Annotated in this window: 11 protein-coding genes; 9 read left to right on the forward strand and 2 right to left on the reverse strand. The window is 67.3% G+C overall.

Going from position 1 to position 14209, the window contains the following annotated elements; translation table 11 throughout:
- The first annotated feature begins 46 nt into the window (after positions 1–46).
- Entirely contained in the window at positions 47–598 is a 552-nt protein-coding gene (locus DM194_RS18310; protein ID WP_111069001.1) for a DUF924 family protein, read from the forward strand.
- Here the strand turns inward: DM194_RS18310 and DM194_RS18315 are convergent.
- Positions 595–1482, reverse strand: coding sequence for a response regulator (locus DM194_RS18315; RefSeq protein ID WP_111069002.1), 888 nt, complete (start codon positions 1480–1482; stop codon positions 595–597). The two genes, DM194_RS18310 and DM194_RS18315, sit on opposite strands and share 4 nt — an antisense overlap.
- Before the next feature lie 134 nt (positions 1483–1616).
- Positions 1617–3077 (reverse strand): helix-turn-helix domain-containing protein, encoded by a 1461-nt coding sequence (locus DM194_RS18320; RefSeq protein ID WP_111069003.1) that lies wholly within the window; start codon positions 3075–3077, stop codon positions 1617–1619.
- Between the two features lie 232 nt (positions 3078–3309).
- Here DM194_RS18320 and DM194_RS18325 point away from each other — a divergent pair, with 232 nt between their 5' ends.
- From DM194_RS18325 to DM194_RS18360, 8 genes are all read left to right on the forward strand, one after another.
- A complete protein-coding gene (locus DM194_RS18325) occupies positions 3310–4842 on the forward strand; it encodes an acyl-CoA carboxylase subunit beta (protein ID WP_111069004.1) in 1533 nt (510 codons plus the stop codon).
- Positions 4843–4853: 11 nt separating this feature from the next.
- Positions 4854–6854 carry an acetyl-CoA carboxylase biotin carboxylase subunit gene (locus DM194_RS18330; protein ID WP_111069005.1) on the forward strand — a complete coding sequence of 667 codons (2001 nt, stop codon included), beginning with the start codon at positions 4854–4856 and terminating at the stop codon, positions 6852–6854.
- A 146-nt stretch (positions 6855–7000) separates the two neighbouring features.
- Positions 7001–9154 carry a methylmalonyl-CoA mutase gene (gene scpA / locus DM194_RS18335; RefSeq protein ID WP_111069006.1) on the forward strand — a complete coding sequence of 718 codons (2154 nt, stop codon included), beginning with the start codon at positions 7001–7003 and terminating at the stop codon, positions 9152–9154.
- Between the two features lie 227 nt (positions 9155–9381).
- Positions 9382–10074 (forward strand): DUF2161 family putative PD-(D/E)XK-type phosphodiesterase, encoded by a 693-nt coding sequence (locus DM194_RS18340; RefSeq protein ID WP_111069007.1) that lies wholly within the window; start codon positions 9382–9384, stop codon positions 10072–10074.
- 66 nt (positions 10075–10140) lie between these two features.
- On the forward strand, positions 10141–10767 hold the full coding sequence (locus DM194_RS18345; protein ID WP_111069008.1) for a MarC family protein: 627 nt from the start codon (positions 10141–10143) through the stop codon (positions 10765–10767).
- Positions 10768–10945: 178 nt separating this feature from the next.
- Positions 10946–12343 (forward strand): cytochrome ubiquinol oxidase subunit I, encoded by a 1398-nt coding sequence (locus DM194_RS18350; protein WP_111069009.1) that lies wholly within the window; start codon positions 10946–10948, stop codon positions 12341–12343.
- Between the two features lie 5 nt (positions 12344–12348).
- On the forward strand, positions 12349–13368 hold the full coding sequence (gene cydB, locus DM194_RS18355; protein WP_111069010.1) for a cytochrome d ubiquinol oxidase subunit II: 1020 nt from the start codon (positions 12349–12351) through the stop codon (positions 13366–13368).
- Between the two features lie 64 nt (positions 13369–13432).
- Positions 13433–14101 carry a hypothetical protein gene (locus tag DM194_RS18360; RefSeq protein WP_111069011.1) on the forward strand — a complete coding sequence of 223 codons (669 nt, stop codon included), beginning with the start codon at positions 13433–13435 and terminating at the stop codon, positions 14099–14101.
- Positions 14102–14209: the final 108 nt, after the last annotated feature.

The raw sequence follows: 14209 nt of genomic DNA on the forward strand, positions 1-14209 counted from the left end.
TGGGAACCCTGTCGTCCGGGCGGGAGACTTACGGCGGAGAAGACGAATGGTGGACAAGCTGATCGACGAGATCGTCGACTTCTGGTTCGACGAGGCGATGAAGCCCTATTGGTTCCGCAAATCGGCGAGCTTCGACCGGGCGGTCGCCGACACGCTGGGGCCGCATTACGAGGCGGCGGCCCGCGGCGACTACGACCGCTGGATGGAGGATGTCGACGGTTGCATCGCGCTGTGCGTCCTGCTCGATCAGGTGCCGCGCAACATGTTCCGCGACGATCCGCGCGCCTATGCGACCGACGCCAAGGCGCGGGGCGTGAGCGACCATGCCGTCGCCAACGGCTTCGACCTGGAATGCACCACGGACGAGCGGATCTTCCTCTACCTGCCCTATGAGCATCACGAGGATCTCGCCAGCCAGGACCGGTCCGTGGCGCTGTTCACCGAGCGGGTGGGCGACGAGACCACGGTGCAATACGCCTTGCGGCACCGCGAGATCATCCAGCGCTTCGGCCGCTTCCCCCACCGCAACGCCGTCCTCGGCCGTCCCAGCACGCCGGAGGAGGAGGCCTTCCTGAAGGAGCCGGGCTCGTCCTTCTAGACCGGCAGCGGCGCCAGCCAGCGTTCCAACGCGCCGAGCAGGTCGGCGCGGCGGACCGGCTTGGTCAGGTAGTCGTTCATCCCGGCGGCGAGGCAGCGGATGCGGTCCTCCGGCTGGGCGTTGGCGGTGACGGCGATGATCGGGATGCGGGCGCGCTCGTCGCCCAGCGAGCGGATGGTGGCGGTGGCGGCCACCCCGTCCATGTCCGGCATGGCGACGTCCATCAGCACCGCTTCGGGCGGCACCAGCGCCTGGGCGACGGCGACCACGGCCTCCGCCCCGCCGATGGCGGTCTCGACCGAGAATCCAGCCTTGGCCAGCAGCCCGGCCACCACCATCCGGTTGGTGGCGCTGTCGTCCACCACCAGCAGCCGGCCGCCGCGCGAGCGGGCCCAACTCATCAGCCGGTCGGCATCGGTGGTGCGCGAGGGCAGGGCGGCCGGCATGTCCAGCGTCACCCGCCGCATGCCGTCCTCCATCCCATGCTCCATGTCCATCCGTGCCCCAAGGGCCGCCAGCAGACGGCGGGCGAGTTCAGGGCAGAAGCCGGCGTCGCCATGGGTATCGAAGCGGCCGGCCAGCTCCGCCCGCAGGGTCACCCGCTCCTGCCCCGCCGGCAGGGCCGACAGGCGGACCTCCAGCCGGCCGGAACCCGGATCGGTGCTGGCGATGGCGCTCGCCGCGAACGCGGTGCAGAGCGCGCCCACGGTGTCGGCGTCGCCGACCAGCCGCGGCGGCGTGCCGCTCAGCACGCTGACGTCCAGCGCGACATCGCGCGCCTGGGCCAGCGCCGCGGCCGAAACCGACAGCATGCGGGCCAGCGCCTCCGGGGCGAAGGCCGTCACCCTCCCGCCGGGGGCGTGATGCAGATTGTCATCGTCCATGACCCGCCATTGGCAAAATGCAACGCAGCTTGCAGGGATCGGCACCGTACATGCCCATGGGCACAGCTTTTCCGATCCTGCCGGCCGGTTTCAGCAAGCGGCGGGCCAACCGGGCTCTCCTCCCGGTGGTCGTATCAGCGGGGAGGGGTGTCCGGCGGGTTGAAGAGGTAGGGGACGAAGCTGCGGTGGTGCTCGTTCACCCGCAGCTCGCTGCCGATCGGCGGGAAGGCGCGCTGCTGGCAATCGGTGCGCTCGCACAGGCGGCAGTTGACGCCGATCGGCACCGCCGCCTTCACGTCGGTGATGTCGATGCCGGCGGCATAGACCAGCTCCGGCGCATGGCTGGCTTCGCAGCCCAGCCCGACGGCGAATTGCCGCGACGGCTTCAGATAGGCGCCGCCGCGCTTGGTCACGGTGCGGGCGATGCTGATGTAGGTGGTCCGGTCGGGCATCTGGGCGAACTGCACCAGGATCTTGCCGGGCTGCGCGAAGGCCTCGTGGACGTTCCACAGCGGGCAGGCGCCGCCGAAGCGGGCGAAGTGGAAGCGGGTGGCGGAATGGCGCTTGGTGATGTTGCCGGCCATGTCGACCCGGACGAAGTAGAAGGGCAGGCCGCGGGCCCCCGGCCGCTGCAGGGTGGACAGCCGGTGGCAGACCTGCTCGAAACTGGCGGCGAAGCGGCTTTGCAGCTGCTCAACGTCGTGGCGCAGGGCGCGGGCCTGGGCGGCGAAGGCGCGGTAGGGCATGACCAGCGCGCCGGCGAAATAGTTGGCAAGTCCGACCCGGCAGATCGACCGGGCATCCTCACTTGAAAATTTCGCCTGGTCCACCAGTTCGTCGATCAGGTCGCCGAACTCCAGCAGCGCGATCTGGTTCGCCATGTGGAAGGCGCGGCTGGAACTGGTCAGCAGGGCGGACAGGCGCAACGTGCCGGTGGAGGCGTCGTAGCTGCGCATGGCGGTTTCTCCCGCCTCGTCGGCGACGATCTTCACGCGCACGTCGTGGCGGCGCTTCAGATAGGCGGCCAACTCATTCAGCAGCGACCCGGAGTGGATCTTCTCGGTGTCCCAGAGCCGTTCCGCCGCCTCGTCCAGCGGGCCGATGTAGTTGTTGCAATAGTGGAAATAGTCCCGCACCTCCTCGTACGGGAATTGCGGGCCGGCGAAGCTGTCGACCTCCTGGCTGCTGGGTTCGCGGTTTGACAGGCTGTCGGCCAGGGACTGAACCCGTTCGTGCAGCTTCTGATAGGCCTGATGCAGGCTGAGCACCCGGCGGGCCAGCTCCGGGCTGGAGCCCACCACGCTGCGCAGTTCGCCCGAGGTCAGCGGCGCCCCGACGAAGAGCGGGTCGGCCAGCGCCTCGCGCAGGTCGGAGATCAGCCGGCTGTCCTCATCCTCCAGGAAGGCGGACAGCTCCAGCTCGAAGGTGGCGGCGATCCGCATCAGCACCGGCAGGGTCAACGGGCGCTGGTTGTTTTCCAACTGGTTGAGATAGCTGGGAGAAAGCTCCAGCGTCTTGGCCAGCGACGCCTGGGTCAGGCCGCGCTGTTCGCGCAGGCGGCGCAGCTTGTAGCCCAGGAACAGTTTCTTCCGCATACGTGTAAAATCCTGCAGGCATTGCGGCCTTGGAGAAGAAGCCGTTCTTCGCAATCTTAGCAAGCGGAAAGCCTGATTTGCAAAGGGCTTCGCAAGTTCGCACGTTTTTGCGAAGAGAGGTTTGAAGCGCTGCGAAGTTTGTGAATAATCCGCGACGTTCCGGTGAAGGATTGCGTCGCTTGACGCCGGAGCGGGGACCGTCACTGCGACGCCAAGGATATGGGAACGCCCGATGCAAGACATTCTGGCCAAGTTGGAGTCCAAGCGCGCCGCGGCGCGGCTGGGCGGCGGTGAGAAGCGCATCGCCGGCCAGCACGCCAAAGGCAAGCTGACCGCGCGCGAGCGGATCGAGCTGTTCCTCGACGAAGGATCGTTCGAGGAGTTCGACATGTTCGTCGAACATCGCTGCATCGACTTCGGCATGGAGAACCAGAAGGTTCCGGGCGATGGCGTGGTGACCGGTCACGGCACCGTCAACGGACGCCTCGTCTTCGTCTTCAGCCAGGACTTCACGGTCTTCGGCGGCGCGCTGTCGGAGGCGCATGCCGAGAAGATCTGCAAGATCATGGACCAGGCGCTGAAGGTCGGCGCGCCGGTGATCGGCCTGAACGACAGCGGCGGCGCCCGCATCCAGGAAGGCGTCGCCTCGCTGGGCGGCTATGCCGAGGTGTTCCAGCGCAACGTCGACGCGTCGGGCGTCATCCCGCAGATCTCGCTGATCATGGGCCCGTGCGCCGGCGGCGCGGTGTACTCGCCGGCCATGACCGACTTCATCTTCATGGTGAAGGACAGCTCCTACATGTTCGTCACCGGCCCGGACGTGGTGAAGACCGTCACCCACGAGGTCGTGACCGCGGAAGAGCTGGGCGGCGCCGTCACCCACTCCACCAAGTCGGGCGTGGCCGATCTGGCCTTCGAGAACGACGTCGAGGCCCTGCTGCAGCTGCGCCGCTTCATCGATTTCCTGCCGTCCTCGAACCGCGAGAAGGCGCCGGTCCGCCCCTGCGCCGATCCGCTCGACCGCGAGGACTACTCGCTCGACACGCTGGTGCCGGAGAACCCGAACAAGCCCTACGACATGAAGGAGCTGATCCTCAAGATCGTGGACGAGGGCGACTTCTTCGAGCTTCAGCCGGAATACGCCAAGAACATCATCATCGGCTTCGCCCGCATGAACGGCTCCACGGTCGGCATCGTCGCCAACCAGCCGATGGTTCTGGCCGGCTGCCTGGACATCGACAGCTCCAAGAAGGCGGCGCGCTTCGTGCGCTTCTGCGACGCCTTCGAAATCCCGATCCTGACCCTGGTCGACGTCCCCGGCTTCATGCCCGGCACCTCGCAGGAGTACGGCGGCATCATCAAGCACGGCGCCAAGCTGCTGTACGCGTACGCCGAGGCCACCGTGCCGAAGGTTACGGTCATCACCCGCAAGGCGTACGGCGGCGCGTACGACGTGATGTCGTCCAAGCATCTGCGCGGCGACGTGAACTATGCGTGGCCTTCCGCCGAAATCGCCGTGATGGGCGCCAAGGGTGCGGTGGAGATCATCTTCCGCAGCGACATCGGCGACGCCGGGAAGATCGAGGCGCGTACGGAAGAGTACAAGCAGAAATTCGCCAACCCCTTCGTCGCCGCGTCGCGCGGTTACATCGACGACGTCATCATGCCGCACGGAACCCGCCGCCGCATCACGAAGGCGCTGTCCATGCTCAAGAACAAGCAGCTCCAGAACCCCTGGCGCAAGCACGACAACATTCCGCTGTGAGGGCCGGCAGCATGTTCGAGAAGATCCTCATCGCCAACCGTGGCGAGATCGCCTGCCGCGTCATCCGCACGGCACGCCGCATGGGCATCAAGACCGTCGCGGTCTATTCCGACGCCGACAAGAACGCCCTGCATGTCGAGATGGCCGACGAGGCCGTCCATATCGGCGCCGCGCCGTCGGCCCAAAGCTATCTGCAGATCGACCGCATCGTCGAGGCCTGCAAGCGGACCGGCGCCCAGGCCGTCCATCCCGGCTACGGCTTCCTGTCCGAGAAGCGCGAGTTCCAGGAGGCGCTGGCCGCCGCCGGCATCGCCTTCATCGGCCCGGACGCCCACGCCATCCAGGCCATGGGCGACAAGATCGAGTCCAAGAAGCTGGCGAAGGAAGCCGGCGTCTCCACCGTCCCCGGCTATCTGGGCGTCATCGCCGACGATGAAGAGGCGGTGATGATCGCCCGCGACATCGGCTATCCGGTGATGATCAAGGCCTCGGCCGGCGGCGGCGGCAAGGGCATGCGCGTGGCCTGGAACGACGAGGAGGCGCGCGAGGGCTTCCGCTCCGCCCAGAACGAGGCGCGCTCCAGCTTCGCCGACGACCGCGTCTTCGTCGAGAAGTACATCCAGCAGCCGCGCCACATCGAAATCCAGGTCCTGGCCGACGGGCAGGGCACCTGCCTGTACCTTGGCGAGCGCGAATGCTCGATCCAGCGCCGCCACCAGAAGGTCATCGAGGAGGCGCCGAGCCCGTTCCTCGACGCCGCCACCCGCAAGGCGATGGGCGAGCAGGCGGTGGCTCTGGCCAACGCGGTGCAGTACAAGTCGGCCGGTACGGTGGAGTTCATCGTCGACGCCGAGCGCAACTTCTACTTCCTGGAGATGAACACCCGCCTCCAGGTCGAACACCCGGTCACCGAGCTGATCACCGGCTTCGATCTGGTCGAGCTGATGATCCGCGTCGCCGCCGGCGAGAAGCTGTCGATCAAGCAGGAGGACGTCCGCCTGCATGGCTGGGCCATCGAGGCGCGCGTCTATGCGGAGGATCCCTTCCGCAACTTCCTGCCCTCCACCGGCCGCCTCACCCATTACCGGCCGCCGGCCGCCGACCCGCATGTCCGCGTCGATACCGGCGTGTTCGAGGGCGGCGAGATCTCCATGTATTACGATCCGATGATCGCCAAGCTGTGCACCTGGGGATCGACGCGCGACGCGGCGATCGCCGGCATGCGCGAGGCGCTGGACCAGTATTACATCCGCGGCGTCAGCCACAACATCCCGTTCCTGGCCTCGCTGATGGCGAACCAGCGCTTCGTCGACGGCCGGCTGACCACCAACTTCATCGCCGAGGAGTATCCGTCCGGCTTCCATGCCTCCGATCTGCCGCCGGAAGACCCGGCGGTGCTGATCGCGGTGGCCGCGGTGATCCATCGCAGCCTGAACGACCGCGACATCCAGATCTCCGGCAAGATGCCCGGCAACAAGGTCAAGGTGCGCGACGACTGGGTGGTGGTGCTGGACGGCACCCAGCATCCGGTCCACCTGCATCCGGCGGAAGGCAGCCCGCAGCGCATCGGCTATACCGTCGACATCGAGGGCAAGCACCACACGGTGTGGAGCGACTGGCAGCTGGGCGAGCCGCTGTTCCGCGGCACGGTCAACGGCAACCATGTCTGCGTCCAGATCGACCGCGTCGGCATCGCCTACCGCCTTCACCACAGCGGTTCGCAGGCCATCGTCAAGGTGCTGACCCCGAAGGCGGCCAAGCTCGACGCCCTGATGCCGGTCAAGGCGCCGCCGGACATGTCGAAGTTCCTGCTGTCGCCGATGCCCGGCCTGCTGGTGTCGCTGGCGGTGACGGAAGGCCAGGAGGTCAAGGCCGGCGAGGTGCTGGCCGTGGTCGAGGCCATGAAGATGGAGAACATCCTGCGCGCCGCGCAGGACGGAACGGTCGCGAAAATCCACGCAGCCACCGGCAGCAGCCTAGCGGTCGATCAGAAGATCGTGGAATTCGCGTAACCGTATAATAAGAAGAAGAGTACCGAGAGGAAGCGTATCGCCCTTGCCCCTCTTCCAGTGGTTCAGCCGGCCGTTGGAAGAGGGTGCATCGGGAGGAATCGCACTGATCATTCAACTGCGCCATAAGAAGCCCTCAGGAGGCGTCGATGACCGAGTTCCCGAAGAAGACCCTTGCCGATTGGGACAAGCTGGCCGCCAAGGATCTCGGCGCCGACGGCGACATCTCCAAGCTGATCTGGAAGACCCCGGAAGGTCTGGACGTCAAGGCGCTCTACACCGCCGCCGACCTGGAAGGGCTGGAGCTGGATACGCTGCCCGGCTTCCCGCCCTTCACCCGCGGGCCGCGCGCCACGATGTACGCGGTGAAGCCCTGGACCATCCGGCAATATGCCGGCTTCTCCACCGCCGAGGAGTCGAACGCCTTCTACAAGGCCAACCTCAAGGCCGGCCAGATGGGCCTGTCGGTGGCCTTCGACCTCGCCACCCACCGCGGTTATGACAGCGACCATCCGCGCGTCGTCGGCGACGTCGGCAAGGCCGGCGTGGCGATCGACAGCGTCGAGGACATGAAGATCCTGTTCCAGGACATCCCGCTCGACAAGATGTCGGTGTCGATGACCATGAACGGCGCGGTGCTGCCGATCCTGGCCGGCTACATCGTCGCGGCGGAGGAGCAGGGCGTTTCCCAGGACAAGCTGAGCGGGACCATCCAGAACGACATCCTCAAGGAGTTCATGGTCCGCAACACCTACATCTACCCGCCCGAACCCTCGATGCGGATCATCGCCGACATCATCGAGTACACCTCCCAGCACATGCCGAAGTTCAACTCGATCTCGATCTCCGGCTACCACATGCAGGAGGCCGGGGCGACGGCGGTGCAGGAACTGGCCTTCACCATCGCCGACGGCCTTGAGTATGTGCGGGCGGCGATGTCGAAGGGTCTGCCGGTCGACAAGTTCGCGCCGCGCCTGTCCTTCTTCTTCTCCATCGGCATGAATTTCTTCATGGAGATCGCCAAGCTGCGCGCCGCGCGCCTGCTGTGGTCGTCCCTGATGCAGGAGAAGTTCCAGCCGAAGGACGCGCGCTCGCTGGCGCTGCGCACCCATTGCCAGACCTCGGGCGTCTCGCTGACCGAGCAGGACCCCTACAACAACGTCATCCGCACCACCATCGAGGCGATGGCCGCGGTGCTGGGCGGCACCCAGTCGCTGCACACCAACGCCTTCGACGAGGCGCTGGGCCTGCCGACCAAGTTCTCCGCCCGCATCGCCCGCAACACCCAGCTGATCATCGCGGAGGAGGCCGGCGTCACCAAGGTGGTCGATCCGCTCGGCGGCTCCTTCTACATCGAGCATCTGACCCACAGCCTCGCCAAGGCGGCGCTGGAGCTGATCGGCCGCGTCGAGGAGATGGGCGGCATGACCAAGGCGGTCGAGAGCGGCATGCCCAAGCTGCTGATCGAGGAGGCCGCCGCCCGCCGCCAGGCCGCCATCGACCGCGGCGAGGAGGTGATCGTCGGCGTCAACAAGTACCGCCCGGAGAACCCCGAGGGCGTGGACGTGCTGGACATCGACAACACCGCCGTCCGCGAGTCGCAGATCGCCCGCCTGAAGCGGATCCGCGCCACCCGCGACGAGGCCAAGTGCCAGGAGGCGCTGGCCGCGCTGACCAGGGCGGCCACGGAGAAGACCGGCAACCTGCTGGCCCTGTCGGTGGAGGCCACCCGCGCCCGCGCCACCGTCGGCGAGATCTCCGACGCGCTGGAAAAGGCCTTCACCCGTCACGTCGCCGTCATCCGCTCGGTGTCGGGCGTCTACGGCTCGGCCTATGAAGGGGACGAGGGCTTCAAGCGCATCCAGGAGGAGGTGGCGTCCTTCGCCGCCGAGGAAGGGCGCCGGCCGCGCATCCTGGTGGTGAAGATGGGCCAGGACGGCCACGACCGCGGCGCCAAGGTGATCGCCACCAGCTTCGCCGACATCGGCTTCGACGTCGATATCGGGCCGCTGTTCCAGACCCCGGAGGAGGCGGCGCGGCAGGCGGTGGAGAACGACGTCCACGTCATCGGCGTGTCGTCGCAGGCCGCCGGCCACAAGACGCTGGTGCCGCAGCTGATCGAGGAACTGCGCAAGCAGGGTGCCGGCGACATCCTGGTGGTGTGCGGCGGCGTGATCCCGCCGCAGGACTATGACTACCTCTACAAGGCTGGCGCCGCGGCGATCTACGGCCCGGGCACCAACATCCCGAAGGCGGCGTCGGACATCCTGGGCATCCTGCGCAAGCAGAAGGCCGCGGCCTGAAGCCGTCGGAGGATCGGCGTTGCTCCCCGGCTTCGGAGGCTTGCGCGCAGCGCAAGAGAGCGCGTATGACCGGGGCCAGGAAGCAACGCCGGATCGGGGAAAGCCGTGAAGCCTTCAAGGCTTGCAATGAGTTCGTCGATAAGCCTGCCGCCTTCGGCGAGGGCGGGCGCCCGTACTAGCCGCCCTCTCCCACTCGGGGGAGGGGCGGGCTCGCCGGTCTTTTGCGGATGAGCGTCACCGCCGAAACGGAGCTCTACTCGCCGGTCAAATCCTTCCTCGAAGCCCAGGGCTATGACGTGAAGGCGGAGATCCACGGCTGCGATCTCGTCGCCACGCGGGGGGGCGAGCCGCCGGTGATCGTCGAGCTGAAGAAGCGCTTCACGCTCGACCTCGTGCTGCAGGGGGTGGACCGGCTGGCGGTCAGCGACAGCGTCTATCTCGCCGTGCCGCAGCCGGGGCGCAAGGCGACCGGGCCGTCGCCGCTGGACAACGATGTGAAGAAGCTGTGCCGGCGGCTGGGGCTCGGCCTGCTGATGGTCGATCCGGGGCTGGCGGAGGGGCGGCGGGTCACCGTGCTGCTCGATCCGGTTCCCTATACGCCGCGCAAGGACAGGAAGCGCACGCACCGGCTGCTGGGCGAGCATGCCCGCCGGGTCGGCGATCCCAACCGCGGCGGCTCCACCCGCGTCGCCATCGTCACCGCCTATCGCCAGGACGCCCTGCGCATCGCCCGCATGCTGCGCAACGGGCCGCGGACGGTCGCGGCTCTGCGCGGCGCGGGAGCACCGAAGGATGTCGGGCCGATGCTGCTGCGCAACGTCTATGGCTGGTTCGAGCGGGTCGGGCGCGGCACCTATGGGCTGACCCCGGCGGGGCTGCGGGGGATCGAGGAGTTCGCCGGCGCGCTGGCGGAGGGGTGACACCCCAAACCGCCATGCCTATCATTGCCTCTCGCCAATCCATGAACGCATAGGCTGGAGCCGGCTTTGTCGGACTACATCAGCAATCTCGTCGTCTTCTTCGTCGTCGTCGATCCGCCCGGGCTGGTGCCGCTGTTCATCGCGCTGACGCGCGGATTCGAGGAGCGGCACAGGAGGATCATCGCGCTGCGCGGCACCGCCATCTCCTTCGTGGTGCTGGTCTTCTTCGCCTATTTCGGCAAGGTCGTGCTGGAAACCCTGTCCATCGGGATGCCGGCCTTCCGCATCGCCGGCGGGGCGCTCCTGTTCTGGATCGCCTTCGAGATGCTGTTCGCCAAGCGCTCCGAACGGAAGGAGCGCGATACCGGCGAAGCGTTGACCGACGAGGACGCCAACGACATCGCCGTCTTCCCGCTGGCGGTGCCGCTGATCGCCGGACCGGGCGCCATCACCTCCATCCTGCTGCTGATGGACGACACCGGCGGCACGGTGGCGGGCCAGGTGAGCGTGCTGGGCGCGGCGGCGACGGTGATCGGCGGGGTGACGCTGATCCTGCTGGGCGCCGACCGGGTGGGGCGGCTGCTTGGCCGCACGGTGATCCACACGGTCAGCCGGGTGCTGGGCATCGTGCTGGCGGCGCTGGCGGCGCAGACGGTGATTTCCGGCATCACCGCGGTCTATCCGCCCCACTGACCGGCATCCCCGACTACTCCGCATGGTCCGCCGGTTCCTGGAGGTGTCAGGGTTTAGCCTGAAAGACTAGTACCCTTTCCGCGACAGCCGCCCACTCTACATCGCCTCATGCCACATCGACGCCGGGCTCTTGCCCGTCGCGTGCGTTCTGACGCGCCCAAAACGAGAGGCGGCGGCCATGGAACTCGATCCATTGATCCTTTCGCGGATTCAATTCGCGTTCACGATCTCCTTCCACATCCTGTTTCCCAGCTTCACGGTTGGACTTGCCTGCTGGATCGCGCTGCTGGAAGCGATGTGGGTCGGCACCGGCAAGGGCATCTACCGCAGCCTGTCGGAATTCTGGACGCGGATCTTCGCGATGTCCTTCGGTCTGGGCGTGGTGTCCGGCATCGTCATGTCCTATCAGTTCGGCACCAACTGGAGCCGCTGGTCCGACACGGTGGGCAACGTCCTGGGCCCGCTGATCCAGTACGAGGTGGTGACCGCCTTCTTCCTCGAGGCCGCCTTCCTCGGCATCATGCTGTTCGGGCGGGACCGGGTGCCGCCCGCCATCCACCTGATGGCCGCCTGCCTCGTGGCGCTCGGCACGCTGCTGTCCACCTTCTGGATCCTGTCGGCCAACAGCTGGATGAACACGCCGGCCGGCTTCGAGATCCGAGACGGCCGCTATTTCGTCACCGACTGGTGGCAGGTGGTGTTCAACCCGTCCTTCCCCTATCGCCTCGCCCATATGGTGACGGCGATGTTCCTGACCACCAGCTTCGTGGTCGCCGGCATCAGCGCCTTCTATCTGCTGAAGCGCCGCCACTACGACCATGCGAAGCTGGGTTTGAGCATGTCGCTGGCGCTGATCACCGTGCTGGCGCCGCTGCAGATCTTCCTGGGCGACGAGCATGGCCTGAACACGCTGGAATACCAGCCGGCCAAGATCGCGGCGATGGAAGGCAGCTGGGAGGGCGGCCCGCGCGCGCCGCTGATCCTGTTCGCCATCCCGGACGTGGAAGCGGAGACGAACCACTACGAGATCGCCATCCCGGACCTGTCCAGCCTGATCCTGACCCACGACATCAACGGCAGCGTTCCCGGCCTGAAGCAGTTCCCGCCGGAGGATCGGCCCGATCCGAGCATCGTCTTCTGGACCTTCCGCGTGATGGTCGCCATCGGCTTCCTGATGCTGGGGGTGGCGGTGACGCATCTGGTCCTGCGCTTCCGCGGCCGGCTGTACAGCAGCGAAAGATTCCTCCGCTTTCTGGTGGCCTGCATGCCGATCGGCTTCATCGCCATCCTGGCCGGCTGGTACACCACCGAGATCGGGCGCCAGCCCTGGGTCGTCCAGGGTTACATGCGCACGGCCGATGCGGTGACGCCGTCGCTGACGACGAATGCGGCGCTGGTCTCGCTTCTGGCCTTCGTCGTCGCCTACACCATCATCTACGGCGCCGGCACCTATTACCTGATCCGCCTGCTGCGCATCGGCCCGGCGCATGTGCATGACATGCCGCAGCCGCGGGAGGGACATCGGCCCAAGCGGCCGATGTCCGGCACCGACCAGTCCATCGAACCAGCGGAGTGACCGTCATGCAGGAAATCTCGGAAGGAAGCCTGCTGACCCTGACCTGGGTCGCGATCGTCGGCTTCGCGGTGTTCATGTATGTGCTGATGGACGGCTTCGACCTCGGCATCGGCATCCTCTACCCGTTCGCGCCGACGGAGGAGGACCGCGACACCATGATGAACACGGTGGCCCCGGTCTGGGACTTCAACGAGACCTGGCTGGTCCTGGGCGGGGCGGGGCTGTTCGCGGCCTTTCCCATCGCCTATGCCGTGGTGCTGCCGGCGATGTACATTCCCCTGATGGTGATGCTGATCGCGCTGATCTTCCGCGGGGTCGCTTTCGAATTCCGCTTCAAGGCGCAGGCGGGCCGGCATTGGTGGAACCGGTCCTTCTTCCTCGGCTCACTGCTGGCGACCTTCGCGCAGGGGGTCGTGCTCGGCTCCTTCATCCAGGGCATTCCGGTGGAGAACCGGCAGTTCGTCGGCGGCATGCTGCACTGGTTCTCCCCCTTCGCGCTGTTCTGCGGGGCGATGCTGGTGGTCGGCTATGCCCTGCTGGGGGCGACCTGGCTGATCTGGCGGACCATCGGCCCGCTGCAGGACTGGTGCTATCGCATGGCGCGGGGGCTGATGCTGGTGGTGCTGGCCGGCGTCGCGGCGGTCAGCCTGTGGACGCCCTTCCTGCTGCCCGAGATCGCCGCGCGCTGGTTCTCCATGCCGAACATGATCCTGCTGTCGCCGGTGCCGATCGTCACGGCGATTCTGGCCTTCGCCCTGTGGCGGGCCATCGACAACGGCCGGGAAGTGGCGCCCTTCGTACTGTCGATGGCGCTGTTCGGCCTGTCCTATCTCGGCCTCGCCATCAGCCTGTGGCCGCATCTGATCCCGCCCGACGTCACCGTGTGGGAGGCGGCCAGCCCGCCGGAAACCCAGGTCTTCCTGCTGGTCGGCATGACGTTCCTGATCCCGTCGATCCTGGGCTACACCATCTATTCCTATTGGGTGTTCCGCGGAAAGGTGACGGGCAGCTTCGGTTACCATTGAGCGGAGGAGGCGCCCCGTCCTAAAAAGCGGGCCGGATTTCGAGGCAAGCGAAAGGGTTGGAGCCATGGATATCGACATCAGCTTTGCCGAGGCGATGCTGCGCCGTGGCGCCGGCCTGCTGGAAGCCCGGATGGAGCAGGGGATGGAGCAGGGAGCCGATCCCTTCGCCGTGCTGGCCCGGCTGCTGGCCGCCGCCGCGGCGACCGACGCGCCGCTGGTGGTGCTGAGCGAGGGCGGCAGCCATCCGGCGCTGTTCGACGAGGCCGCCCGCCGCGCCGGGGAGCCGCTGACCGCCCGTCTCGCCGGCCTCGCCGCCACCCGCCAGGGCGAGCGCGCCACGATGTACGAGTTCGACGGCACCGGGGCGCTGACCGGCAACCGCATCGTCGCCGCCCTGCTGCGGCCGGAGGAGCGGCCCGACCTGCTGCATGTCTACATCGCCGTCGGCCGGCTGCGCGGGGGCGAGGCGCAGATCACCGTGCCGCCCGCGCTTCTGCGCTTCGACGCCGCGGCGCTGGGCCAGACGCTGGGACTGCTGGGCGATGCGGTGTCGCGCAGCACGAACGCCGCCACCGCGGCGCTGGCGCATTCCGCCGCCATCCTGCCGATGGAGGGCCATGAGCAGGGCGGCATGCCGGCGGCGCTGCTCGACCTCTACTGGCATGCGCTGACCCTGGCGTCGGTGCGGACGGATGGCGGGCTGGCGACGATGACGCCGGAAGGGAGCGCGTGAGGGGGTAGGACGCCTGGCGACATGACCGATCCGCGAAGCGGCGGCAGTCCTCTCTCCTGCGAAGCGGGGGAGGGCGGGGGAGGGGCAGGCTGGGGGGTAAGCCACGCC

It is taken from the genome of Azospirillum ramasamyi (assembly GCF_003233655.1).
In the GTDB taxonomy this organism is placed as follows: Bacteria; Pseudomonadota; Alphaproteobacteria; order Azospirillales; family Azospirillaceae; genus Azospirillum; species Azospirillum ramasamyi.